This is a genomic window from Trueperaceae bacterium, assembly GCA_036381035.1.
Lineage (GTDB): Bacteria > Deinococcota > Deinococci > Deinococcales > Trueperaceae > DASRWD01.
This window is the reverse complement of the sequence record DASVDQ010000024.1, coordinates 77,652-94,820: the sequence shown is the minus strand read 5'-3', so window position 1 is coordinate 94,820 and position 17,169 is coordinate 77,652. Positions and strand designations below refer to the sequence as shown.

The following is a 17,169-nucleotide window of genomic DNA, read 5'->3' as shown; positions in this document are numbered from 1 at the left end:
GCATCCGAGCGTGACGGAAGCCGTCAGCGCCGCCCTCGGCGTCTCCCTCGCGCAGCCCTGGTGGCTGCTGGCCCTCGCTCTCTGCGCCGTGCCGCTGGCGCGGGGGCCGCGCGACGCCGGTTCCTGGCTGCGCGCGCTGGGCATCGCGCTGGCCGCGCTGGCCCTGGCCGGTCCCGTCGTGCCGGGGGGCCGCGAGTCCCTCGCCGTGGTCGTCGACGTCTCCGACAGCGTGGGCGGCGCGGGGCTGGCGCGGGCGGCCGAGCTGGTGGCCGGCCTGCCGGAGCCGGCCGCCGTGGTCCTGGCGGCCGCCGACGCCGTCCACGTGCCGACCCTGCCGGGCGAGGTGCCGGGCTTCGTGACGACCGACGGCACCGACCTGGCGCGCGCCCTGCAGGTCGCCGCCGCCGGCGGGGCCGGCCGCGTGCTGCTCGTCTCCGACGGCGTGGCGCCGGAGGGCCCGCTGCTCACGTCGCTGCCGCCCGTGCCCGTCGACGTCGCCCACGTGCCCAGCCGTCCCGGCACCGGTCTCGCCGAGCTGATCCTGCCCTCGCAGGCGGCGCCCGGCCAGGCAGTCGAGGCCGTCGCCGTCGTGCGCTCCGACGTCGCCACGACCGTCCGCCTCTCGGCGGAGGCGGGCGGCACGGCGCTGCCGGCGCGGGAGGTCGCGGTCGAGCCGGGCGACACGGCGGTGCCGTTCACGTTCACGGCCGGCGACGGGTCGGCCATGGAGGTCACCGTCTACCTCGAGGCCGACGAGCCGGCCGGCGCCACGACGCTGACGCGCGAGCTGGCCGTGCGCGCCAGGCCGCCCGTGCTCGTCGTCGGCGACCCGGCCATGGCCGAGGTGCTGCGCGCGCAAGGGCTCGAGGTCGTCGAGGGCACGCCCGCCGACGTCACCTCCCCCCTGGCCTACAGCGCCGTGGTGCTGCGCGGCGGCGCGCTCGAGTTCACGCCGGGGCAGCTCGACCTCCTCGCCAGCTTCGTGCAGACCGGCGGCGGCCTGCTGATGACGGGCGGTCCCGAGAGCTTCGGCTTCGGCGGCTGGTACAGGACGCCCGTCGAGGAGGTCCTGCCCGTCACCACCGACCTGCGCACCGAGGTGACGCTGCCCCTGGTCGCCCTGGTCATGGTGATCGACCGCTCGCAGTCGATGGCCACGGGCAACCCCTCGAAGATCGACCTGGCCAAGGAGGGGGCGATCCAGGTCGTCGAGCTCGCCTACCAGGAGGACCTCCTGGGCCTCGTCGCCTTCTCCGACGAGGCCAGCACGCGCTGGGTGTTCGAGCTGAGGCCCGCCACGGAGCGCGGCAAGCGCGAGATGCTCCAGGGCATCCTGGGCCTGGGCACTGGCGGCGGCACGGTCCTGGGCCCGGCGTACGAGATGGCCATAGAGGCCCTGCGCGACACGGACGCGGCCGTGAAGCACGTGATCGTGCTGTCCGACGGACGCCTCTACGACGGCAGCGGGCCCTTCGGGGCGCAGCAGGAGGCGCCTGACTTCCCGGCCATCGCCGCGGCGGCGCTCGAGGAGGGCATCACGACCTCGGCGATCGCGATCGGCGCCGAGGCCGACTTCGAGCGGCTCGAGGCCATCGCCGAGGCCGGGGGCGGTCGGTACTACGCCGCCCTCGACGTCGCCACGCTGCCGCGGATCTTCAGCAACGAGGCCCTCACGGCCACGCGGGCCCTGCTCGTCGACGAGCCGACGGTCCCGCGGGGCCGGCCGAACCAGCTCTACGACTTCCCCGAGGCGCTGCCGCCCGTCGACGCCTACGTCGCCACCAGCCTGCGGTCGGACGCGCAGGAGCTGCTGGGCGGACGCGAGGGCGAGCCGATCCTCGCCGTGCGACGCGCCGGGCTGGGGCGCACGGCCGCCCTGACCACGGACCTCAACGCCTGGGCCGGCGGGCTCGCCGACTGGCCGGGCCTGTCCGGCGCGCTGGGGACGCTCGGCCGCTGGCTGCAGGCGGTGCCGCCCGGCTACGACGCGACGGCGCGGCGGGACGGCAACGAGCTCGAGGTCGTGGTCGACGCCGTGCGCGGCGGCGAGTACGTGAACGGGGAGAGGCTCGTGGCCCGCTACGGCGGTCGCTCGGTCGTCCTCGAGCAGGTGGGTCCCGGACGCTACCTGGGCCGGCTGCCCTGGACGCCGGGCGGCGGCCAGGACGTGGTCGTCTCGCGCGGCTCCGAGCTGGTCGCCCGCGCCCCGGTGGCGGGGCCCGACCCCGAGTTCGCGCCGATCGACGGCGCCGAGGTGCTCGCCGCCGTGGCGCGGCGCACCGGCGGCAGCGTGGTCGTGGGCGACGACTACGCGCCCGACCTGGGCGGAGCGGGCCGCTCGCTGTGGCAGCCGCTGCTCGCGGCCGCCGTGGCCGCGTTCCTCGTCGAGCTGGCCTGGCGGCGTCTCTCGCCCGCGCGGGAGGCGGGCCGCGCCCCGGCGCGCGGGTTCGGCGGTCTCCTCAGGAGCCCTCTGGGTCTGCTGGCGTCGACGGCTCGTCGACGTCGACCTTCATGACCTCCCGCAGCACCGACGTCGCGTAGGAGCCCTTCGGCAGCGTGAACCGCAGCGTGACGGCGTCGCCGTCGGCGCTCACGGACGGGTCCTCGACCAGGATGCGCGTCAGGCGCCTGTCGCCGCGGCGCGACGTGAAGTCGGTCCACGCGAGCCCGAGCCGCGAGAGCGCAGCGGCCTCGATCTCGCCCGCGCGGGCGGGAGACGGCTTGACCTTGCGCCCGTAGAGCGGGACCGTGGCGCTGATCTCGAGCCCGGCCGCGCGCGGCGCCTCGGCGGCCGGGTCCTCGACCAGGAACGTGCCGCCGGTGTCGTGCTTCCTGGCCCAGTCGCCGGCGACGACCGTCTCGTAGAGCCCCAGAGCGATGCGAGCGGCGAGCACCTCGTTGAACAGCAGCGACTGCAGCGCGGAGACGAAGAAGCGGCGCAGCCTGTGCCCGCCCGGCACGTTCTCGCCGCGCAGCACGCGCCAGCCGTCGTAGGCGTTCGTGCCGAACCGGCCGAAGCGCTGCGGGCCGAACCAGTTGGGCGCGCCGCGCCTGGCGAGGGCCCCCAGGGCGTCCTCGGCGCGCGCCCGCGCCCCGTCCGCGACGCCCCTGACCGTGACGATGAACCTGTTGCCGCGCAGGTGCCCCAGGCCCAGCTTGTTGCGGTGGTAGGAGCGCTCGAGCACGCGCACGCCGGGCAGGTCCTCGAGCGCCGCGACGGCGCCCTCGTGGCGCTTGGGCAGGCTCAGCCACTGGGTCGTGAGCGCGTGCTTGTCCTTCAGGCCGGCCACGCCCACCGACGCCTCGTCGACCCCGGCGCCGACCAGGGCCATGACGAGGTCGCGCGTCGTGAGCCCGCGCTTCTCGACCCTGAGGTAGAGGTGTGAGCCGTCTCCCTGCGGCAGGTAGAGGGGCAGCTCCTCGACCACGAAGTCCTCGGGCGCGGACCTGATGCTGCCGCCGGTGCCGGGCACGTCGGCGGTGACGAAGGGGAGCCGCTCCCAGCTGAAGGTCAGGAGCTCGCGCCGGGCGGCGCTGCCCGCGTCCGCGGTCAAGCGCGCTGGCGACGGCCTCGCTGCTCGCGCTTGCGCAGGCGCTCGAGCATGAGGTGGCGGGCGAGGTCGAAGCGCTCGGTGAGCGTGGGGGCGTCGAGCAGGGGCTGCTTGTTCACCGCCGGGACCCTGATGTTGGCGCACACGAACGAGGCCTGGTAGAGCGGGTCCTCCGGCAGGTGGGTGTCGATGTCGGTGTCGCCCTTGTACATCGCCCCGGCGTAGGCCCTGAACGTGTCGATCGCGTCCCAGGCCGCCACGGCCTCGGCGTTCGGGTCGCCGCGCACGACCGGGGCGGGGCGGTACTCGGCGAAGTGCAGCGGCCTCGTCTCCCCCGCGCCGTCGGGCACGTCCTCGGTGCGCGAGACCTTCACCTCGCAGCGCTCCTGCCCGTGGAGCACGAGGTCGTAGCCCTCGTCGGTCTCCTCCACGCTGAGCAGGTGGGCGAGCGTCCCGTACCTCTCCAGGTGCTCGGGCATGTCGCGTATGGGGGCCGAGGGCGGAGCCAGGACCGTGATGACGCGCTTGGGCTCGCTCTCCTGGGCCAGCGCCAGACGCACCAGGCGCTTGTACCGCTCCTCCGTGGCCGTCACCGGCACGGTCATGCCGGGGAACACGACGACGTCGAGCGGGAGCACCGGGAGGACCTCCCCGCCGGCGCGTTCGTGGCTCTGGTCGAGGGGCGCCATGCACACACGGTACCAGGGACGCGTGGCGGCGGCGGGCGCCCCGAACACCCTGGCCTTCAGCGTCGCTTCAGGGTCGCGGCCAGCGCGGGGAGCGCCGCGTGGGGCGCGTTCCCCGGCCGCCGCGGACGTCCCCCGGGCGGCTCGGCGCCCGGCGCCCCCGACCCGCCGCCCGCGGCGCCGACCTCAGCGCCAGACGAGGCCGAGGACGGTGCCGAGGAGCACCAGCGGGCCGAGCGCGAGGTTGACGTTGAAGGCGTCGATCGCGCGGGCGTCGCGGTAGCGCAGCAGCGACCTCACCTGCTGGGCGAGGTAGGCGCCGACCAGGCCGGAGGTGACCGTGAAGGCCGGGCCGAGCGGCGCGTGCGGCCAGGCGGGGTCGACGGTCGTCGCGAGGCCGACGCCGAGCAGCGACAGCCAGGCCACGGCGTAGAGAGCGGCGACGAACCCGATCGCCCTGTCCACGCCGAAGCGGGCGGGGACGCTGTGCACGCCGTGGGCACGGTCGAACGCCACGTCGAGCAGGGCGTAGATGACGTCGAAGCCCGCCACCCAGGCGGCCACCGCCAGCCACAGCAGCACGGCGACCCACGAGAACGACCCCGTGACGGCGACGTGGCCGCCGGCCGCCGCGGCGCCGATCGTGACGCCGAGCCAGAGGTGGCAGGCCCAGGTGAAGCGCTTCGTGTAGGGGTAGGCGACGAGGAAGGCGAGGGCCACGGGCAGGAGCGCGAGCGTGAGGCGGTTCAGCGACGCGCCCGCGTAGACGAGCGCGGCGGTCCCGGCCGCGGCCACGGCGACCCCGTCCCAGCGCGTGAGCCTCCCGCTGGGTATCTCGCGCCCGGCGGTGCGGGGGTTCAGGGCGTCGAGGCGAGCGTCGACGACGCGGTTCACGGCCATCGCCGCCGTGCGCGCGCCGACCATCGCCAGCGTGACGAGCAGGAAGGTCCGCCAGCCGGGCCAGCCGTCGGCGGCGAGCAGCATGCCCACGTAGGCGTAGGGCAGCGCGAAGAGCGAGTGCTCGATCTTCACGAGCGAGAGGTACGTCGCCAGGTCGCGCCGCGGCCGGCCGCTCGCCGCCGCGCGCGCTGCCGCTCCGGCCTGCCTGCCCTCCATCAGTGCTGCTTCGCCGCCTCCTTGATCGCGTGCGTGGAGAAGCCGAACGACGGCAGGTAGGTGCCGGCGGGCCCCCGCAGCACGCTGCCGTAGAGCTCGCCCAGGTCGGTGCCGCCCACCGCGACGGGCATGCGCAGCTCGCGCTCGAGGTCGGCGAGCGTGCGGTCGTCGAGCATCGTCTGCGTGCCGTACTTGAGCATGTTCGGCGACAGCAGCAGCAGGTCGGCCTCGCCCGGCTCGACCCCCATGAGCACGTCGCGTCCGGCGAGCAGCCCGGCTACGGTCGTGACCTCGCCGAACGTGTGGTTGCGCAGCGCCCGCACCTCGACCTCGAGCCCGTCCACGGCGCGGAGCGGCGCGACGGCTTCCTCGAGCACCGGCGCGAACAGCCTGCCCGTGGCCAGGAGCACGCGGCGCGGCGACGGCAGGCGGCCTGGCAGCGCCGGGGTCTCCGCGCCGAGGAAGTCCCTCACCATGCCGACGCCGTTCTCGAGCATCGGGAAGCCCTCGTACTCCTCGGCGGCGGGCAGCTCGCGACCGGCGACGAGGTAGAGCTCGTCCGAGGCGAAGACGAAGCGCGTGCCGCGCTCGGCGAGCATGCGCCCCTGCCAGCGCTCGACGCGGCGCAGCACGTCGGCGGCGCCCTCCCTGTCGTACGGCTCGATCTTCGCGAGGTGCCCGCGGTGCGCGGTGAGGCCCACGGGCACGGCCGCGACGGAGAGGACGTTGGGCCGCGAGGCGAGGTACTCGAGGGTGGCGTCGAGCTCGTCGCCGTCGTTGCGGCCGGGCACGAGCACGAGCTGCGTGTAGAGGTCGATGTCGCGCAGGCGCTCGAACATCGCGCGGATGCTCGTCGCCTCGGGGTTCGGCGTCTTCGTGGGCCACCACTTCATCAGCTCGGCCCGCTTGCGCTCGTCGGCGGTGTGGACGGAGACGTAGAGGGGCGAGAGGCGCTCGTCCAGGATGCGCTCGACGTCGGACTCCGTGAGGTTCGTGAGCGTCACGAACGAACCGTAGAGGAAGCTCGTCCTGAAGTCGTCGTCCATGATGTAGAGGCTCTTGCGCATGCCCTTGGGCATCTGGTGGACGTAGCAGAAGTCGCAGTGGTTGGCGCACAGCCTGATGCCGTCGAAGATCACCTCGTCGAACTCGAGGCCGGGCTCCTCCCACTCGACGCCGAAGCTGACCTCGGCGCCGCTCTCGGGGTCGCGCACCGCTAGGGTGGCCACGCCCTTCGCGAGCTCCCGCCGGTAGGCGAGCACGTCGGGTATGGGCTCGCCGTTGACGGTCAGCAGCTCCCAGCCGGCCCTCACGCCCGCCGCGTCCGCGGGCGAGCCCGGCTCGACGGCGCTGACCCGCGCCGGCGTGACGCGGGGCGGCGGCGGCTCTGCGCGGCTGAGGACGACCTTCGGCACAGCGGGCCAGTCTAGCAGACGGGGTCGGGCGCGCGGCAGGCGGCAGGGCGCGGCCCGACGTCCCCGTCCCCGCAGGTCTAAGGATAGAACGGTCTATCCATCACCAGGCGGCGTCGTCCGACCCCTCGCGCCGGTGCACCGCGTAGCGCGCGCCGGACACGACGAAGCCGTGCACGGGCGCCTCGGACTCGAAGGCGACCAGGGAGCCGGGGCCCACGCCCGCGGGCAGCGCACCCTCCACCGCCACGACGAGCGGGACGCCGGCGTCCACGACGACGACCCGGCCCTCCCGCCGCACGGCGGTGCCGACGGCGGCGAGGCGGCTGAGGCCCCTGGTCTCCACCCGCGGGAGCTCGGCCGGGCCGGCGGGCACGAGGGCGGCGGTCGTGGGGTTCACGATCAGCTTCGCCGGCCCCGGGCGCGAGAGGTAGGGGCCGGTGCGCTCGAAGACCTGTATCACGGTCCCCCCGACCTCGCACTCGAGGAGCGGCACGCCCTCCGGACGCGGGAACAGCACGGCGTCGACGGCGTGCTCGCGCCAGCGCTCCACGAACGCCTCGGGCGACTCCTCGACCCCCTCGTCGAGCGGGGCTTCCGCCGACGACTCCCGGAGCTCTGCCGGCTCGAACGCCACGGGGCGAGTCTACCGCGTCACGGACCCCGTGCTAGACTTGCGTTCGTGACTCGACCGCCACTCGTAGGCGACGCTGAGACCCCCGCCCGCCCCGCGCCGGCCGGGGGTTTCTCGTCGATGGAGGCTTGATGCTGAAGAGACTGAGCGACGTGCAGGCGCTGGACCTGCAGATCGACGCCCTGGAGGGCGAGCGCGGGCAGGTGCCTCAGGAGCTCACCGACCTCGTCGCTCGCGTCGCCGACCTGGAGTCGCGGCTGGAGCGCAAGGCGCAGGAGGTCGCCGACCTGAGGCGGCGGGTGAACGCCAGCGAGCTGGAGCTCAAGACGCTGTCCGAGCGCCGCAAGGGCGCCGCCGACTCGGCGATGCGGGCCGCCAGCGCCAAGGAGGCGGCCCAGTTCCAGAACCAGGAGCTGCAGTTCGCCACGCGCGTGCAGGAGCTCGAGGAGGACACGCTGCCCCTCCTGGAGCAGCTCGAGCGCGTCACCGGCGAGCACGACGCGCTGAGGGCCGAGCTCGACGGCCTGCAGCCCACGCTGGCCGAGATGCGCGCCCGCGAGGACGAGCGCGTCGCGCAGGTCGACGCGCGCATCGCCGAGACGAGGGCGCAGCGCGACGAGCTGGCCGCCGGGGTCGACAGGCCGCTGCTGAGGCAGTACGAGCAGGTGCGCGCGGCCCGCCGCGGACTGGCGCTGGTGGAGATCGTCAACGGTCAGAGCTGCGGCGGCTGCAGCGTGCGGCTGCCCATCCACGTCGTCCAGAAGGTCAGGCGGGGCGAGGGCGTGACGCGCTGCCCGAGCTGCGGGCGCATCCTCTGGAGCGGCGAACGCTGAGCGCCCCCGGGCGCGGCTTCCCTCAGCGCAGCATCGACAGCGGGTCCACCGCGCGCCCGGCCTCGTAGAGCTCGAAGTGCACGTGCGGGCCGGTGGAGATGCCGGTCGAGCCGACGTAGCCGATCACCTGGCCCTGCTTCACGTACTGGCCCACCGACACCGCGAGCGAGCTGAAGTGCCCGTACCACGTCTCGTCGTGGCCGGCGTGCCTGAGCTTGATGAGGTTGCCGTAGCCCTGGTTCGACCAGCCCGCGAACGTGACGGTGCCGGAGCGGGCGGCGACGACGGGCGTGCCCCACGGCGCCGCGACGTCGATGCCGCGGTGGAAGCTCGAGGTGCCCATGCCGAGGTTGCGCGGGCCGAAGTAGGAGGTGAGGCGCCCGTGCACAGGCCACACGTAGCGGTTCTCCTCCTCGCGCACCTTCTCGAGGCGCGCCATCGCCTCCGTGGGGTGCACGTCGGGCAGGAACAGCATCATGCCGGGCACGACGTCGAAGGGGGAGCGCAGCTCGTTCGCCCTCACCAGGTCCTCCGGGGCCACGCCGTGGCGGTGGACGACGTCGAGCAGCGTCTCGCCGGGACGGAGCGTGACGACGAGGCCGAGCGCGGGCGGCACGAGCAGCTCGATGCCGGCCGGCAGCCTGTCGAGCGAGGAGATGTCCGGGTTCGCCCCCACCATCGCCTCGAGGCTGACCCCGTACGCGCTGGCTACGGTGCTCAGCGTCTCGCCCTCTCCCAGCACGTGCCAGCGGAAGCCTGGTGGCGGGGACGCGGTGGCCTCGGCTGGTCCGCCGACGGCGTCGACGTAGGGGACCTTCAGCACCTGGCCGGGGTGGATCGTGACGCTGGACAGGCCGTTGAAGACCATGAGGTCGTCGACGGAGAGCCCGTAGCGGTCGGCGATCAGGCCGAGAGACTCGCCCGGCGCGACCGTGCGCAGGGCGTAGGCCTCGGCGGCGGCGTAGGGTCCCACGGCACACAAGACGAACAGGACGACGATACGCTTCAGGTTCAAGGCGCTGTGCTCCGTAGGCCGCAGGGTGCGACGAGCAACCCTAACGCGCCCCGGATGAGCGCGTCATGAGGTTCCTCACCTTCGCCAGAGAACGGCTCGGCGTCCCCGAGCCGCCGCGCTCTCACGGTCCGCGGGCGACCTTGTCGGCCACGGCCTCGCGCAGGTAGGCGACGACCTCGTCGGTGCTGGCGCCCGGGCCGAACACGCGGCCGACGCCGAGGCGCTCGAGCTCGGGCAGGTCCTGGTCGGGGACGATGCCGCCCCCGAAGACGAGCACGTCCCCGGCGCCCCTCTCCTTCAGGCCCTCCACGACCTGCCTGAAGTAGTGCATGTGGGCGCCGGAGAGCACGGACAGCCCCACGGCGTCGACGTCCTCCTGCACCGCGGCCGAGACGATCATCTCCGCCGTCTGCCGGAGCCCCGTGTACACGACCTCCATGCCGGCGTCGCGCAACGCCCGCGCGATCACCTTCGCCCCGCGGTCGTGGCCGTCCAGGCCAGGCTTCGCGATGAGCACACGTATCCTGCGGTCCACTCGCCCTCCCGGATCGGCGCGCCGGCGGCGGGCCGGCGCGCCAGGCCGTCAGATCAGCACCGGCTCCTGGTAGACGCCGAACACCTTGCGCAGCACGTCCATCTGCTCGCCCAGCGTGCAGTAGGCGTGGGCGCAGGCCATGAACGCGGGCATCGTGTTCCGGCCCTCCTTGGCCGCCGCCTCCAGCTCGGCGAGCGCGGCCCGCGCCTCGGCCTGGTCGCGCTCGCGCCTGACGCGCGCCAGGCGCTCCTTCTGCACCTCGGCCACGGACGGGTCGACGAGCTGGATCGGCACCTCGGGGTGGTCCTGCACGTACTCGTTCACGCCCACGACGATGCGCCGCTTGTCGTCGACCTCGCGCTGGTAGTGCCAGCTCGCGTCGCCGATCTCGCGGGCGAAGAAGCCCTCCTCGATGGCCGCCTCGACGCCGCCCAGCTCGTCGATGCGCCGGAAGTACTCGAGGGCCCGGCGCTCCATCTCGTTCGTGAGGCTCTCGACGTAGTAGGAGCCGGCCAGCGGGTCGACGGTGTTCGTGACGCCGGTCTCGTGCGCGATCACCTGCTGCGTGCGCAGGGCCAGCGTGGCGGCCTCCTCCGTCGGCAGGGCCAGGGCCTCGTCGAAGGAGTCGGTGTGCAGGCTGTTCGTGCCGCCGAGGACCCCGGCCAGCGCCTGGATCGCGACGCGGGCCACGTTCACCAGCGGCTGCTGGGCCGTCAGCGAGACGCCGGCGGTCTGCGCGTGAGTCCTCAGCATCCACGAGCGCGGGTCCTTGGCGCCGAAGACGTCGCGCATCTGGCGCGCCCAGATCCGCCGGGCCGCCCTGAGCTTCGCGATCTCCTCGAAGAAGTCGTTGTGGACGTTGAAGAAGAAGCTGATGCGCGGCGCGAACTCGTCGATGTCGAGGCCCCGCTCCAGCGCCTTGCGCACGTAGTGCATGCCGTCGGCCAGCGTGAACGCCAGCTCCTGCACGGCCGTCGACCCGGCCTCGCGGATGTGGTAGCCGGAGACCGAGATGAAGTTGAACCTGGGCGCGTGCTTGGGGCCCCACTCGAACGTGTCGATGACCAGGTCCACGCTCGGCCGCGGCGGGAAGATGTACTCCTTCTGGGCGATGAACTCCTTGAGGATGTCGTTCTGGATCGTGCCGCCCACGTTCCGCAGGTCGGCGCCGCGCCTCTCGGCCATCGCCAGGTACATCGCCCAGATCGCGTTCGCCGGGCTGTTGATCGTCATCGAGGTCGTGACCCTCTCGGGGTCGATCCCGTCGAAGAGGACCTCCATGTCGGCCAGGCTCGACACCGCCACCCCGCACTTGCCGACCTCGCCCAGGGCCATCGGGTGGTCGCTGTCGTAGCCCATGAGGGTCGGCAGGTCGAAGGCGGTAGACAGACCCGTCTGTCCGGCGGCGAGCAGCTTCTTGAAGCGCTCGTTCGTCTGCTCGGCCGTGCCGAAGCCCGCGAACATGCGCATCGTCCACAGGCGTCCGCGGTACATGCTGGCGCGCACGCCGCGCGTGTAGGGGAAGGTGCCGGGGTAGCCGAGGTCGCGCTCCGGGTCGAAGCCCTCCAGGTCCTCAGGCGTGTACAGGGGCTCCACGGGGATGCCGGAGAGCGTCTCGAACGGGACGTCGCGCTCGGGCAGCGAGCGCGTCGCCTCGGCGTACTCCTCCGCCAGCCACCTGTCCTTGGGCTTCATGACGGCATTCTACGCACCGGCCCGACGACGACGACCGCGCCGGCGCCGCCGGCGGAAACGGCCGTGCCCTCCGTCAGGTCGTGGCGCAGCACCGCCAGCGCGCGCAGGCTCCCGTCGGGGAGGCGCGCGACCGTGCCGAGGCGGCCCACGACGCGTCCGCCGGCCTCCACGTCGCGCCCCGCCGGCTCGCCGGCGAGCTCGAGGGTGGCCAGGCCGCGCCGCACCGCGCCCCGCGCCGCCACGCGCGCCATGATCTCCTGGCCCAGGTAGCAGCCCTTGCGGAACGAGACGAAGCGCTCGAGGCCCGCCTCCTGCGGCAGGACGCCCTCGCCGCCCTCGCGGCCCGCGGACGAGACGCCCGCCGCCACGCGCGCCGCGTCCAGCCCCCCAGGACCGACCGGCACGGCGCCGGCCGACACCAGGGCGGCCTCGAGCGCGCTCGCGTCGCCCGGCCCCAGGGCGAGGGCGTCGAAGCCGCCCGCCGACGAGCGCCGCACGGCGTAGACGAGAGCCGCGGCGCCGGCCAGCTTCACAGACGCGAAGGCGCCTTCGCCCGGCGCGCCCGCGGCGCCGCGCGCGCCGGCGGCCGCCGCCAGGATGTCCGCGGCGGCGCTGCCCTGCAGGGTCACCGCGGCCGCCGGCACGCGGCGCAGCTCCACCTCGTCGAAGACCACGTGCCGCTCGAGGCTCTCGGCGACCTGCTCGACCCGATCGTCGTCGACGACCAGGACCAGCCTCCGCTCCTCGAGGCGCAGCACCTGCGCCTCGGCCAGGGCGTGGCCCTTGTGGTTGAGCAGCAGCGACCGGTTCGTGCCACCCGGGCGCAGGCCGGTGACGTCGTTGGCGAGCTGGCCGTGGAGGAACGCGGCGGCGTCGGGTCCGCTCACCTCCAGGGCCGCGCTGCCCCGCAGCCGGGCGAGGAACGGCGGACCGCCGGACGAGGCGGCGATGGCCTCCTGCTCCGCCGGCGGCCGGGCCGCGCCGGCCCGCCCCTGCCCGGCGATGTCGGTCGCGCCCCGCTCGGGAGCGGCGCGCGCTGGCTTCCCCTCGGCCCCACTCACGCCAGGATCATCCCCCTCACAGGTCGATGAGCGTGTAGCCGAAGGCGTTGACGACCCGCACCCCGTCCTCGGTGACGTGCTCCCGCGGCCCGCCGCCCTCCAGGTGCAGGTGGCCGTGCACGTGCACGAGGGGACGCCAGCGGCGGTGGAACGCGTTGAAGGCCGGCACGCCGCGGTGGGCGTGGTCGGGTCCCGCCGACGGGCCCACCGGCGGGGCGTGGGTGAGCAGCACGTCGACGGCGCGTCCCCTGCGCCGGCGCTCGTAGAGCAGGCGCGGCGTGAGGCGCGCGACCATGCAGGCGAACTCCCGCTCGCTGTACTGGAACGGCCCGTCGCGGTAGCGGGCGCTGCCCTCGAAGCCGAGCACGGTCACGCCGCCGACCTCCACGTACCTCAGGTGGACGTCGACGCAGCCGCCCGGGCGTCGGTGCGGGGCGGCGCCGCTCCTCTCGCGGAGCAGCTCCACCCCGTGGTTGCCGACGACGTAGAGGGGCGGGACCCTCGTCTTCGTGGCGATGAACTCGAGCACCTCGCCGGGCATGTCGCCGGCCGAGAGGACGAGGTCGAAGGGAGAGAGGTTGTCGGGGAAGCCGGGCGAGTGGATCACCGGCGACACCTCGTCGGCGACGGCCAGCAGCCTGACGCCCTTGGCGGCTACGCCGCTCCCTCCTTGGCGGACCACTCGAGGCCGGCCCAGATGAGGTCCTCGATGTCGCCGTCGAGGACGGCGTCGGGGTCGTGGCGCATCGCGCCGGTGCGGTGGTCCTTGACGTAGCGCTTGTCGAGCACGTAGCTGCGGATCTGCGACCCCCACTCGATGGCCTTCTGCTGGCCGCGGGCCCTCATCTGCTCCTCGCGCCGCCTCCTCTCCTCGCGCTCGTAGAGGCGGGAGCGCAGCACGGTCATCGCCTTCTCGCGGTTCTTGATCTGCGACTTGCCGTCCTGGCACGTCACGACGATCTCCTCCGGCGTGCCGGGCTTGTAGGTCACGCGCACGGCCGAGTCCGTCGTGTTCACCGACTGACCGCCGGGGCCGCTCGACCTGTAGACGTCGACGCGGACGTCCTTGGGGTCGATCTCGATCGCGATGGTGTCGTCGATCTCCGGCATGACCTCGACCGAGGCGAACGACGTGTGCCGGCGGCCCTGGGAGTCGAAGGGGCTGACGCGCACGAGGCGGTGCACGCCCCCCTCGACGCGGAGCCGGCCGAAGGCGCGGTCGCCGCGCACGATCATCTGCGCGTAGTCGACGCCGTGCGGCGCCTCGCTGTTCGGCACGACGTCGAGCAGCTCGACGTCGTAGCCCTCGCGCTCGGCGTAGCGCCGGTACATGCGCAGCAGCATGCCCGCCCAGTCCGACGACTCCGTGCCGCCGGCGCCGGGCTTGATCGTGATGATCGCCGCGCGGTCGTCGTGCGGCCCGTTGAACAGCGTCTCGCGGAACAGGCCCTCGAGCTCGCGCTCCACGCGCTCCCGCTCGGGCTCGAGCTCGGCCACGTCGTCGTCGGAGGCCAGCTCGTAGAGCTCGCCGAGGCCCGTGACGTCGTCCTCGATCGCGTCGAACTGCTGGATCACGCGGCGGAGGCGCGTGGCCTCCTGCGTCACCCGCTTGGCCCTGTCAGGGTCGTTCCACAGGCCCGGGTCGCTCAGCTGCGGCTCGAGCTCCTGCAGCCTGGCGCGCTTGGCGGCCAGGTCAAAGATACCCCCGTAGGCTGTCGATCCTCTGCTTCAGGTCGGAGACCATGCTCACACCTCTCTGCGGCGAGTGTATCGCGTCCGCACGCACCGACCCGGCCCGCGCCACACGGGCGCGGGGGCCCGGTCGCTGGGCCGGGGACTCGCCGCGCCGGTGCGCGGTGCGGGGGCCCGCGGGCGGCGCGGGGTGGTGCCGGGCGACCACCATGTTACGGACGGCCGTCCGGCCAGCCCGCGCGCGGTGCGGGGGCCCGCGCCGGAGGGCCGTCACGGCCGCGTGGCTGCGGCGGGGCCGATGTTATCCTCTTGGCGGACGTGGTCCACCCCACGATGGTGCGCGTGCGCCACGGGGCCGGCCGTCGGCGGCGGCCCCCGGGCTCGGCCTGAGCACCGCTACCGCTCCCGGGTAACCACCGCCGGAGGCGCTCGAGTTGTCTGTGTTCCAAGGGTTCCGGCTGCAGGACGCGCTGGACATCCTCATCATCTCGGTGATCCTCTACCAGGCGTACGCGCTCCTGGTGGGCTCGCGCGCGTGGAACGTCGTGAGGGGCTTCGCCGGCCTGGCCGTGCTGTGGGTGGTGGCCGAGCAGCTGAACATGGAGGCCACCGAGTGGCTCTTCGACGCCGTGGCGCCCGTGGGCTTCATCGCGCTCGTCGTCGTCTTCCAGCCCGAGCTGCGCGCCGTCCTCGAGCGCTTCGGCAGGGGACGCTTCCGCACCGCGGCGAAGGGCGACCCCGTCCAGGAGATCATGTCGGCGGTGAGGGAGCTGGCCACGCAGCGCAAGGGGGCGCTGATCGCGATCGAGCAGCGCACGCCCCTGAAGGAGTACAGCGAGACGGGCACGCCCATCGGCGCGCCGGTGACGGCCGCGCTGCTGCAGACGCTGTTCGCGTCGACGGGCCCCCTCCACGACGGCGGCGTCGTCATCAAGGAGGACCTCGTCACGCACGCCGGGGCGATCTTCCCCCTCTCCGACAAGCACGAGGGCTGGTCGGTGAAGCACGGCACCAGGCACAGGGCCGCGCTCGGCCTCTCCGAGCTCACCGACGCGATCGTGATCGTCGTCAGCGAGGAGCGCGGCACCGTCTCCGTCGCCCGCGGCGGCGAGCTGCGCTCCGACATCGCCCCGGCCGAGGTCCTGACGACGCTCCAGGAGGCGTACACGTGAGCGGGCGGACGGGCGCCGACGCAGGAGCGCGCACGGCCGGTCCCGCGTCCGCCCGCGCGGGCGGGTGGCGGCCTTGACGGGCTTCGCGGCCACCGTGCGCGCGCTGCTCCAGCGGCTCGCCCGCAACTGGCCGCCGAAGCTGGCCTCCGTCGTCATCGCCTTCCTGATCTGGCTGTTCGTGACCAGCTCGAGCGCGTCCCTCACCGAGCGCAGCCTCTTCCTGCCCCTGCAGGTCGACGGCGTCGCGGAGGGCTTCGTGCCCGTGGGGCTGCCGCAGACCGTGGCCGTGTCCGTGAGCGGGCCCAGCCTGCGCGTCGACCGGCTGACGCCCGAGATGCTCAGGGCCTCGCTCGACCTCACCGCCGTCAGCGGCGAGTTCACGCAGGAGGTCACGGTGCAGGCGCCGCAGGACATCAGGGTGCTGCGGGTCGAGCCGGCCGAGGTCATCGGGTTCCTCGAGACGATCACTTCGTCGACCGTGGCCGTCACCGTGGCGCTGACGGGCGACCCGCCCGCCGGGATGCTGGTGGAGGCCGAGGCCGAGCCGGCCGCCGTCACGCTCACGGGCCGCAGCCAGGTGCTCGACCGCGTCGCCCGCGTCCTGGCCCTCGCGCCGGCGGTGGGCGGCGGCGTCGCCAGGCTCGTCGCCGTGGACGCCGCCGGCGAGCCGGTGCCCGACGTGGAGTTCTCGCCCCCGACCGTGACCGTCAGCGTGGGCACGCGCCCGGCCCTCGTCACCCGCGAGGTCGAGGTCGACCTGCGTGCGCCGAGCGACCCCCAGATCGGCGCCGTCACCCTGAACGACCCCACGGTCACCGTCGCCGGACCGCCGGCGGCCCTCGCGGAGCTGACCAGCGTGGCCGGCACGGTAGACGCCCCTACCGGCCCCGTCGACCCCGGCCGGTATACTCTGCCCGTTCGCCTGGCGCTCCCGGAAGGCGTGGTCGCCATGCAGACCCCGACCGCCACACTGCAGTACGTGAGACAGCCGCTAGCGCCATAGGCGTCCGTACGGAGGAGCCTTGATCCACCCCATCGTGCTCTACGGCGACCCCATCCTGAGGCGCCGCGCCGGGCCCGTCACGCGCTTCGACGAGGAGCTCTCCCGCCTCGCCGCCGACATGGTCGAGACCATGTACGCGGCCGACGGCGTCGGCCTGGCGGCGCCGCAGATCGGCCGCCCGCTGCGCCTGTTCGTCGCGCTCGAGGTCGGCGAGGCCGAGGACGGCGACGAGGCGCGCGAGGGACAGGTGATGGGCGAGGCGCCCGCCGGCGCCGATGTCGGCGGCGCGCCCGCGGTCGACGCGGGCGGGTCGACCGCGGGCGCCGAGGTCGCGGACGACGAGGGCGAGGAGCTCACGCCGGAGCAGAAGCGCCGCGCCTGGGGCGTGGTGCGCGAGCACGTGCTGGTGAACCCCGAGGTCGTGGCGCTGGAGGGCAGGCAGTTCGGGCGCGACGGCTGCCTGTCGCTGCCCGGCCTCTCCGTCGAGGACGTCCCCCGCGCCCAGCGCGTCGTCATCGACTACCAGGACCTGCGGGGCGAGCGGCACCGGCTCGAGGCCGAGGGCTACTTCGCCCACGTGCTGCAGCACGAGTACGACCACCTCGAGGGCGTCCTCTTCTTCGACCACCTGCCCGCCGACAGGCGCGAGCGCTTCCTCGAGGAGAACCGCCAGCTGCTGGCCGAGTGGCAGCGCGAGGCCCGCGCCCGCGCCAAGGAGCGCGAGCGCGCGGAGCGGGGACGCCCTTCCGCGTCGCGGACGTAGG

Annotated in this window: 16 protein-coding genes; 5 read left to right on the top strand and 11 right to left on the bottom strand. The window is 74.1% G+C overall.

Annotated elements, in window-relative coordinates:
- Positions 1–10 precede the first annotated feature (10 nt).
- Entirely contained in the window at positions 11–2,515 is a 2,505-nt protein-coding gene (locus VF202_03640) for a VWA domain-containing protein (protein HEX7039189.1), read from the top strand.
- Here the strand turns inward: VF202_03640 and VF202_03635 are convergent.
- The 5 genes from VF202_03635 to VF202_03615 all read right to left on the bottom strand — a co-directional run bounded on the left by VF202_03635 (position 2,460) and on the right by VF202_03615 (position 7,402).
- On the bottom strand, positions 2,460–3,554 hold the full coding sequence (locus VF202_03635) for a tRNA pseudouridine(13) synthase TruD (protein ID HEX7039188.1): 1,095 nt from the start codon (positions 3,552–3,554) through the stop codon (positions 2,460–2,462). The two genes, VF202_03640 and VF202_03635, sit on opposite strands and share 56 nt — an antisense overlap.
- Positions 3,551–4,240, bottom strand: a complete 690-nt coding sequence (locus VF202_03630) for an LON peptidase substrate-binding domain-containing protein (protein HEX7039187.1) — start codon at positions 4,238–4,240, stop codon at positions 3,551–3,553. The genes VF202_03635 and VF202_03630 overlap by 4 nt, the downstream gene beginning before the upstream one ends.
- Before the next feature lie 183 nt (positions 4,241–4,423).
- The gene (locus tag VF202_03625; GenBank protein ID HEX7039186.1) at positions 4,424–5,353 is read right to left on the bottom strand and encodes a UbiA-like polyprenyltransferase; all 930 of its coding nucleotides are present in this window, start codon (positions 5,351–5,353) and stop codon (positions 4,424–4,426) included.
- Complete coding sequence (locus VF202_03620; protein ID HEX7039185.1) at positions 5,353–6,768, bottom strand: DUF512 domain-containing protein; 1,416 nt, start codon at positions 6,766–6,768, stop codon at positions 5,353–5,355. The genes VF202_03625 and VF202_03620 overlap by 1 nt, the downstream gene beginning before the upstream one ends.
- A 100-nt stretch (positions 6,769–6,868) precedes the next feature.
- A complete protein-coding gene (locus VF202_03615; GenBank protein HEX7039184.1) occupies positions 6,869–7,402 on the bottom strand; it encodes a hypothetical protein in 534 nt (177 codons plus the stop codon).
- Between the two features lie 128 nt (positions 7,403–7,530).
- Between VF202_03615 and VF202_03610 the strand changes: the two genes are divergently transcribed.
- Entirely contained in the window at positions 7,531–8,232 is a 702-nt protein-coding gene (locus VF202_03610) for a C4-type zinc ribbon domain-containing protein (GenBank protein HEX7039183.1), read from the top strand.
- Positions 8,233–8,254: 22 nt separating this feature from the next.
- Here the strand turns inward: VF202_03610 and VF202_03605 are convergent, their stop codons facing one another.
- The 6 genes from VF202_03605 to prfB all read right to left on the bottom strand — a co-directional run bounded on the left by VF202_03605 (position 8,255) and on the right by prfB (position 14,282).
- Positions 8,255–9,247 carry a M23 family metallopeptidase gene (locus VF202_03605; protein HEX7039182.1) on the bottom strand — a complete coding sequence of 331 codons (993 nt, stop codon included), beginning with the start codon at positions 9,245–9,247 and terminating at the stop codon, positions 8,255–8,257.
- A gap of 121 nt (positions 9,248–9,368) precedes the next feature.
- Positions 9,369–9,782 (bottom strand): cobalamin B12-binding domain-containing protein, encoded by a 414-nt coding sequence (locus tag VF202_03600; protein ID HEX7039181.1) that lies wholly within the window; start codon positions 9,780–9,782, stop codon positions 9,369–9,371.
- A 48-nt stretch (positions 9,783–9,830) separates the two neighbouring features.
- Entirely contained in the window at positions 9,831–11,477 is a 1,647-nt protein-coding gene (locus VF202_03595) for a methylmalonyl-CoA mutase family protein (GenBank protein HEX7039180.1), read from the bottom strand.
- Positions 11,474–12,538: a hypothetical protein gene (locus tag VF202_03590; protein ID HEX7039179.1), complete on the bottom strand. Its 1,065-nt coding sequence runs from the start codon at positions 12,536–12,538 to the stop codon at positions 11,474–11,476. Before VF202_03590 ends, VF202_03595 begins: the two co-directional genes overlap by 4 nt.
- Positions 12,539–12,554: 16 nt before the next feature.
- Positions 12,555–13,220: a hypothetical protein gene (locus VF202_03585; protein ID HEX7039178.1), complete on the bottom strand. Its 666-nt coding sequence runs from the start codon at positions 13,218–13,220 to the stop codon at positions 12,555–12,557.
- Positions 13,193–14,282, bottom strand: a protein-coding gene (gene prfB / locus VF202_03580) for a peptide chain release factor 2 (protein HEX7039177.1) whose coding sequence is annotated in 2 segments (ribosomal slippage) — positions 13,193–14,233 and positions 14,235–14,282 — 1,089 coding nt in all. Because the reading frame shifts where the segments join, the coding sequence is not laid out codon by codon here. Before prfB ends, VF202_03585 begins: the two co-directional genes overlap by 28 nt.
- 388 nt (positions 14,283–14,670) lie before the next feature.
- Here prfB and cdaA point away from each other — a divergent pair.
- The 3 genes from cdaA (at position 14,671) to VF202_03565 (ending at position 17,168) form a co-directional block, all read left to right on the top strand.
- Positions 14,671–15,402: a diadenylate cyclase CdaA gene (cdaA, locus tag VF202_03575; protein HEX7039176.1), complete on the top strand. Its 732-nt coding sequence runs from the start codon at positions 14,671–14,673 to the stop codon at positions 15,400–15,402.
- 73 nt (positions 15,403–15,475) lie between these two features.
- A complete protein-coding gene (locus VF202_03570; GenBank protein ID HEX7039175.1) occupies positions 15,476–16,405 on the top strand; it encodes a CdaR family protein in 930 nt (309 codons plus the stop codon).
- A 19-nt stretch (positions 16,406–16,424) separates the two neighbouring features.
- Positions 16,425–17,168 carry a peptide deformylase gene (locus VF202_03565; GenBank protein ID HEX7039174.1) on the top strand — a complete coding sequence of 248 codons (744 nt, stop codon included), beginning with the start codon at positions 16,425–16,427 and terminating at the stop codon, positions 17,166–17,168.
- Position 17,169 lies beyond the last annotated feature (1 nt).